The sequence below is a fragment of the uncultured Methanobrevibacter sp. genome (genome assembly GCF_900316895.1).
In the GTDB taxonomy this organism is placed as follows: Archaea; Methanobacteriota; Methanobacteria; order Methanobacteriales; family Methanobacteriaceae; genus Methanocatella.
This window is the reverse complement of sequence record NZ_ONER01000077.1, coordinates 1-7495: the sequence shown is the minus strand read 5'-3', so window position 1 is coordinate 7495 and position 7495 is coordinate 1. Positions and strand designations below refer to the sequence as shown.

3 protein-coding genes are annotated in these 7495 nt (G+C 34.1%); 1 reads left to right on the top strand and 2 read right to left on the bottom strand.

Annotation, left to right across the window (positions count from 1 at the left end):
• Positions 1-170: 170 nt before the first annotated feature.
• Together QZN27_RS07875 and QZN27_RS07870 are read right to left on the bottom strand one after the other, a co-directional pair.
• Positions 171-773: a TetR/AcrR family transcriptional regulator gene (locus tag QZN27_RS07875; protein ID WP_296786076.1), complete on the bottom strand. Its 603-nt coding sequence runs from the start codon at positions 771-773 to the stop codon at positions 171-173.
• Positions 774-791: 18 nt separating this feature from the next.
• The gene (locus tag QZN27_RS07870) at positions 792-1403 is read right to left on the bottom strand and encodes a TetR/AcrR family transcriptional regulator (RefSeq protein WP_296786074.1); all 612 of its coding nucleotides are present in this window, start codon (positions 1401-1403) and stop codon (positions 792-794) included.
• Between the two features lie 450 nt (positions 1404-1853).
• Between QZN27_RS07870 and QZN27_RS07865 the strand changes: the two genes are divergently transcribed.
• On the top strand, positions 1854-7495 hold a 5642-nt coding region (locus QZN27_RS07865), incomplete at its 3' end, for a hypothetical protein (RefSeq protein ID WP_296786071.1).

Below are 7495 nucleotides of genomic sequence, written 5' to 3'. Positions count from 1 at the left end.
CTGGTTCAACGGGGATAGCCTGAAAAAATACTTAAATTAACCATTATTAAGTGAAAAAAATTCAGGAATCCCCATCCTCTATAGGATGGGGTGGTTCAAAGGCCAATATCACTAAAAAAAATTTTTATATTAAATGCTTTATTTTAAAAAAAATGGAAAATAACTATGTTTCATTGGCATTCGATAGCCTGCCAAGTCATATCAAAGTTTTTCTCAAACATCAAATCAACATCATAATCCGGGAAAACCAACCAATAATATTGAATTCCCATATACATGATATACAATGATTCCACAATGTTTTCAGTCGAGAAGTCCTGTCTGATTTCATTTTGCCTTTTGCCCTCTTCGACAAGGTCAGTTAAAAACATTTTAACATCGTTCCCGGTTTGTGAAATTATCTGGTTAACTCTTTCATGGGCATATCCCACTGAGGTTAAAAGAAGTATTACGCTATTATAATTGATTTTTTCGTTGATGCTTTCAATTTCCACACCGTTTATGTAATGATATAAAATGTAAAACAATGCATCATGGATTCTGTCCTTTGATGAACCTTCAAGGAGGATTTTATCAAAATCGATTTTAATATAATCCACCATATACTTTTGTAAAATTTCTTCAAATATGTCGTTTTTATCTGAAAAATGATAATATATCCCACCGGTTGTCAGTCCGGTACAATTTCGAATTTCACTAATTGAAATGTCAATTGTGCCTTTTTCCAATATCAATTTTAGTGTTTTTTCAAGAATCAAGTCTTTAGTATTCATCTAACCACATTGTTTTAATTATTCTCTGAACCTTATCTTTTCCCATTCCAAATTAAAATTATCTTCAAAGACTGAACTCATATCATAAATTAAATTTACTTCCCATCTATATTGAATCCCCATGTACATAAGAATTAATGATTCTGCAATATCTTCGCTTGAGAAGTCTTGTCGGATTTCCCCATTTTCTTGACCTTCCTTGATAATTTCAGTTAAAAATTCCCTTGATTCTTTTATGATACTTTGGTTAAGCTCCTCATTATTTTCATAAGCAAATCCATTTCCACTCAAAACCAACAATATGGATCTGTAGTCTATTTCATCATCAATCGATTCAATTGGGATTCCGGTTTCTTTTTGCTTAAAAATTTCAGCCATGACATTGTGGATTTTCTCTTTTGCATTTCCCTTTATCTGCTGGAGTTTGTCAAAATCAAATTTATAATAGTTTATATAATATCTTTCAGTAAGTTCATTATATATCTCTTCTTTATTTGAAAAATGATGATATATCCCACCGATAGCAATTCCTGAGGCATTACTGATTTCTCTAATAGAAATAATAGAGTTCTTATTTTCAATCATTAATTTTAAAGTTGTTTCTAAAATTAATTGTTTTGTATTCATCATTTAATGTTATATATTTTTTACTTATTAAATGATGTAGAGAACGAACGTTCTGTTATGATAAAAATAGATATGGGGGACGAGTGTTCTATTATATTGGAAAATACAAATTAAACTCATATTTCTGTTAATTAAAACACCAAAAATTTTATATAACTATAAAAGGAACAATATTTGTGTTTTTTTCTATATATTTAATTTTATTTTAAATAATTATAATTTTATTTATTTTTTTAATCATAATTTTAGTTTTTGTATATAAATATCGTATCAATAATGTAAATTCATAGAAAAAATTTCCACTTTACATTCGCCAAAAGATAGTAATTCATATATATTAGTTAAAAATAAAGATTATAGTATAATAAAGGATGTATGCTCTTTAAACAGCATATAAGTAACCGAACGTTCGTTCTGTTCAATTACTTTATTAAAATATGAGGTATTTTAAAAATGAAGAAAAAAAGGATAGGAATATTGCTGATAATATCCCTTGTAATGATCATGAGTGTCAGTGCAATTTCGGCAGCTGATGCGAATGATACATCGCTAGGAGAAGTCAGCGATACATATATAGAAACAACGTCTATTGCTTATGAGCAAGAAGACAATGCCACTCCAGTTTATCAGAGTGAAAGTGTCAATGACGTTGAAGAAATAAGTGAAAGCGATACTTCAATAGAAGTATCAAATCAGAAAGAGGTGAAAGCAGCTCCTAGTGCAAAAGGAGAATTGCTTTCCGCCTCAAACGATGATGTGCTTAAAGCCGACACAGATTGTTTTTACTATGTTGAGGCAGCTACATGGCACACTGATTTACGTGATGCTATGGATGAAATCGCAGATAGCGATACCAAAAAAGGAACAATATTGGTTAAAGGCGGTACATACACAGAACGTGACGCCACAACTGATGGGGACATATATATTCATTTTTCAGATGAAGCGACAATAACAATAAGACCATTTGATGGTGAACAGGTTATTTTCGACGGAAGTAATAATGATTACCTGTTTTGGTTTGAAAATGCTAACTGTAAAATTACATTCAATGGCATATCCTTCACAAAAGGGAAAGCAACAAAAGATGGTGGAGCTATTGAAATTTCCGAAGGACAATTGACATTGAACAACTGTGTACTGACTGGAAATGAGGGAGGCCGTTATGGTGGAGCCATAAGTGTGTCCGATGGAGGTTCATTTATAGCCAACAATTGTGTGTTCACAAATAACAAGGCAGCTGATACTGGTGGAGCCATTTCCTGTGAGGATGATGGTAGTGTTACCCTTAATAATTGTTATTTCGAAGGCAATAAAGTGGGTAACGATGAAGTCGGTTACGAAGAAAACGATTTTGGATATGAAGACGGTGAGGGTGCACCTGGAGAGTGGGAGTTTAACGATTGTCGCTTTAAAGGACATGGTTCCCTTGATATTGATGTTGATGCTACTGTTAAATCAGTGGAAATAACACCTGACATTGAAGAGGAGGATGTAAATTTAGTGGTTTTATATAAAGATGATTCTTATTATGGGGAAAAACCTTGGGCTAGTCTCCATTCTGTCGAATTCACAGATCTTGAAAAAGGAACATATACAGTTTACATGATGAAAGATGGTGAAAAAAGATACTCATATCCTGGAAATACTTTTACAATTGTAGAACCTAATTTTGTCTTGACTATGGGTGAAGATATTAAAGTATTTGAAACTTTAAAAGACGCAGTAAACGCTATTCCATTTGGTGGAACTGGTGATATTGCTGTTGAAGGTGGAACATGGACTGGAAGTAATAATTTTAATGTGGATATTGTAAATAAGATGGTTTCAATCAGCCCTAAATTAGATATTACTGGATTGGCTGAAGATGTCATCTTTTCATCAGATTCTCAAAATTATTTGTTCTCTGTTGGTTCTAATGGGGAACTTCACATGAAAGATATAACTGTAATCGGCAAATTTATAGATGCTGCATTAAAATTCAATACTGCTGCAGAATGTACCATTACAGATTGTATATTTAACAATACTGTCAATTCCGAAGATGAACCGGGAACTCCTATTAACGCGGAAAATTCAAACTTAGGACTTTATGGATGTACTTTTGAATCAAATGGTCAATCACTTTTCAAAAACACTATTGCAAATATATATGATTGTACTTTCGATTCCAATCAAGGCATTAATGGTGGAGCAATCAATGCAGATTCCTCTTCTTATTTAAATATTACCGACTCAGAATTTACCACTAATGTGGCTACTGGTGAAGGTGGAGCAATATATGCCAGCAATCTTGAAGCTCATGACACTTTATTTATGGGAAATATTGCTGAAATTGGAGGGGCTATTTATATAACCGACCTCGCAGACAGTCTCATAAATATGACTGAGTGTGTTTTCGATACCAATGTTGCAACCACTTACAGAAACATATACTCTGAATCAATCACAAGAAAAATCAATTTAGAAGATAATGAATTTGATTTGAACTTAACAATAAATGTAAAAGACAGCGTCTATGGTGTTGAATATATCTTTGATGGTATTTTTGATTGGGGATCCAATTTGAATAACAATTATACCCTTTTATCAGGACTTTTAGATGATGGCATTATTGGGGATGTAGTTACAATTGAAGATAATAAATTCAATATGAGCATGGGATTACTTTCCGGAGGAACACATGAAATCGATATGTCCGGAAGTGATACACAATCCGACAGTAATGATCATTTCTTTGGACATAACTATTACTCCGATATAAATGGAAACGAATTCTATTTGGATAATTACCCATATGCAAAAATATTTATTGAAAGAGCTAAAATAATAATGAAACTTGAAGTAAAAGATGTATTAATACCTGAAATACCTGTTTTAAATGTTTATGCAAATTGGGATAAAACTTTCACAATTTTCATTGGAAACACACAATATCAGGTTGAAGTTGTAGACGGTAAAGGCAGTGTAAAATTGACTGGCCTTGATTTAGGTAATTATACAGTCCTTGGTATGAGCGGTAGTGATGAGAACTTCACTCTTGCATTGAATTTCACAACATTTTCAGTAAGCAAAACCTACAGCAACTTCGTTGTAGTGAGCACAAATGCTGAATATGATACTTTAAAAGAGGCTATCGTAAATTCCAATGATGGAGATACAATTTTCATTAAAAAAGGAACTTATAGTGAAACCGGAATTGTAATATTCAATAAGACTTTAGACCTCATTGCATTGGAAGGTGCAGTCTTTGATGCCCAAGGCCATGACGGCAATTTCATTATAGTTCAGGAAACCTCTGAAGTCACCATATACGGAATAACATTCAAAGGAATCCGCAACAGAAACACCAATTATGGAGTTATAGTCAATCATGGAGATCTTACAGTGGATTCATGTAACTTTACTAACAATATGATTACTAAGACATCATTTGCCGAAAATGGTGGAGCAGCTATATTCAGTGACGGGGAATCATTAGAAATTGAGAACTGTAATTTCATAAACAACGTCGCTCCTTTAAAAGCAAGCACTGCAGCAGTCACATCACTAGGTTATAGTGATGTTTCAATCACATCTTCCAAATTCATTAATAACACTGCACGTGAAGGCGGAGCATTGCACTTCAAAAACTTAATTCAAATTGAACCAGCAGTTGCTTCATGTGACTTTGAACAGAATACTGCTGTTAAAGGATCTGCAATATATGTCGGAAATAACTCAATATATGTGAGTGTCTCATTATCCGAATTCATTAAAAACGACATCAAAAATGATGCAGGCGAAGATGCAGAACTTGAAGGTGGAGTAATTTATGTCAACGCAAACGATGCGGAAGTAACCTTTAATATTGACTCATCCAACTTTGAAAGCAACTCCAACAAGGATGTTAATGGTGGAGTCATTTGCCTTGACGGAATTTCAAACGCAAACATCGACACCTGTACTTTCAATAACAATAAAGGTAAAAGGGGTTCTGTTATTTTAATCAAAAACCCTAATAATGAAAAGCTCAGGTTATTTATTGACAGCAGCCTCATTATGAACAACGAAGCAACAATTGGAGCTATTGCAACATCTCCTAAAGTTACAGCATTAATTGACGGTTGTGTTCTTGCAAATAACACCGGTGAATACAGAAATATTTACAACAATGGATTTACCGTAGCTCATGATACCATTTTTGATGTTAAAAATGTTGAATTAAAAGCATTGAATGTTAAATACGGTGAAAGCTCAATAATCAGCGGTACAGCAGATATTGGTGCTAATATCTATGCTGCAGCTAATTTAACAGTCGCTGGTGAAAACGTCACTGTGGAAATCAAAGACAATGCATTCACCTATAATACAGACATATTGAATCCGGGCAAATATCATGCTGTTTTAAACGGTATTGTAGATTACAATGAAAATGCATATCATATGGACAGTATTACTAAAATGTTCAAAGTCAACAGTGCAAGCTTTGATTTGAATGTTTCCGTTGACAATATCACATATGGTGAAACCATAAAAGTCACTGAAACACTACCTGCAAATGCTATTGGTACAATAACCTACCAATTGAATGGAGTATATTATACAAAAGAGGAACTTGAGTCATTGAAATTAGATGCAGGAAAATACACTCTTGTAGCATTATATAATGACGAAGCTTTCGAATCCACATATTCCATTATTGATTTTGAAGTGAAAAAGGCCAATCCAACCATATCTGTAGCGGATGTGGAAGTTGGATCTGACGAAAACATTACTGTAAACATTGAAACAAATGTTCCATCAATCTACACAATAGAAATTGGTGACTACAAGCTCATCACATTGATCAACGGCAGCAAGTCCATTGAAGTGGGTAAAACATTTGCTCCTGGAACTTACGCAATCAAGGTCACTTCACAGGAACGTGTAAACTACTTATCAGGTTCTGCTGAGGCCACTTTGAATGTCAAAGGCGGATCATCACTTGGCACTACCAGCAATGTTCTCGGCCAATCCTCAATTGAGGAAGTAGATGACGAAAACGTTAATAATTTCAATTGGAATTCCCATGATGATCTTCTTATTGCTTCAAACAATGACCTACTTAGTGATGAAGATTCCATTTTCGATGACTATGAAGAAACTGGCAACTTCATATACCAAGAGGATGAAGATGATGAACCACAATATTTCGACACCCTAGCAGATGCAATCGACGAAGCTTCACTAATGGGCGGTATCATTACAGTTAGAGGTGGAACCTATAAAGGAGAAGACTTCCGTGGCATTGACATTGAAGGAGAATTGGAAATAACAATCAGAGCTTATGGAGGCGAAGAGGTTATTTTCGACTGTGAAGGTGAAGATTACTTCCTGCATTTAACATATGATACTGAGGTGGAATGGATTGAAACAGTACCTCCTATTCCAGTTCCATATAATACCGAAGGTCCTACAATTACACTGGAAAACATTACAGTAATTAATGGATACAACTCTGAAGGTGGAGCTATTGAACTGGTTGCAGGTACTTTGACCATGACTAACTGTAATTTCTACATATGTATTGGTTCAATGGATTCAGACCAAGATGCAACCCTCATTGCACTAAACTGTACATTTATGAACAATATTGCAGGTGAAGAAGGTGGAGCAATCTATATCGAGGCCGACCTCGAACAATACTCCTCAGCAACATTTGGATTCTGTACCTTTTTAGATAACTTCCAGGGAGAAGAAGGAAACCTTACAATGAATTACTTTGCAGGCCCTGAAGTTAGTGAAATTACCAGCAAATATTGTGTTTTCAACGGTACTGGTGAAATATATAACGTTATTATTGATAAAATCAACCAAACAGTCATAATTAACGGTACAACCCTAGATTCATTTGATTCAGTGGTTTTAATGTACTTCGACCAAGTACCAGCATACACAATGTACAATAACGGGTCCCAGAATTTCTACATCACTTTTGAAGAAGTATTGGGAGGTAACTATACAGTAGGTCTAATGAATGACCATAACTTCAATACATATCTCTTTGGGTATAAATTTGAAATGATTAATGCGAATTTCATCATATCAGAGGATGAAGTGTATGAAAACTTAAC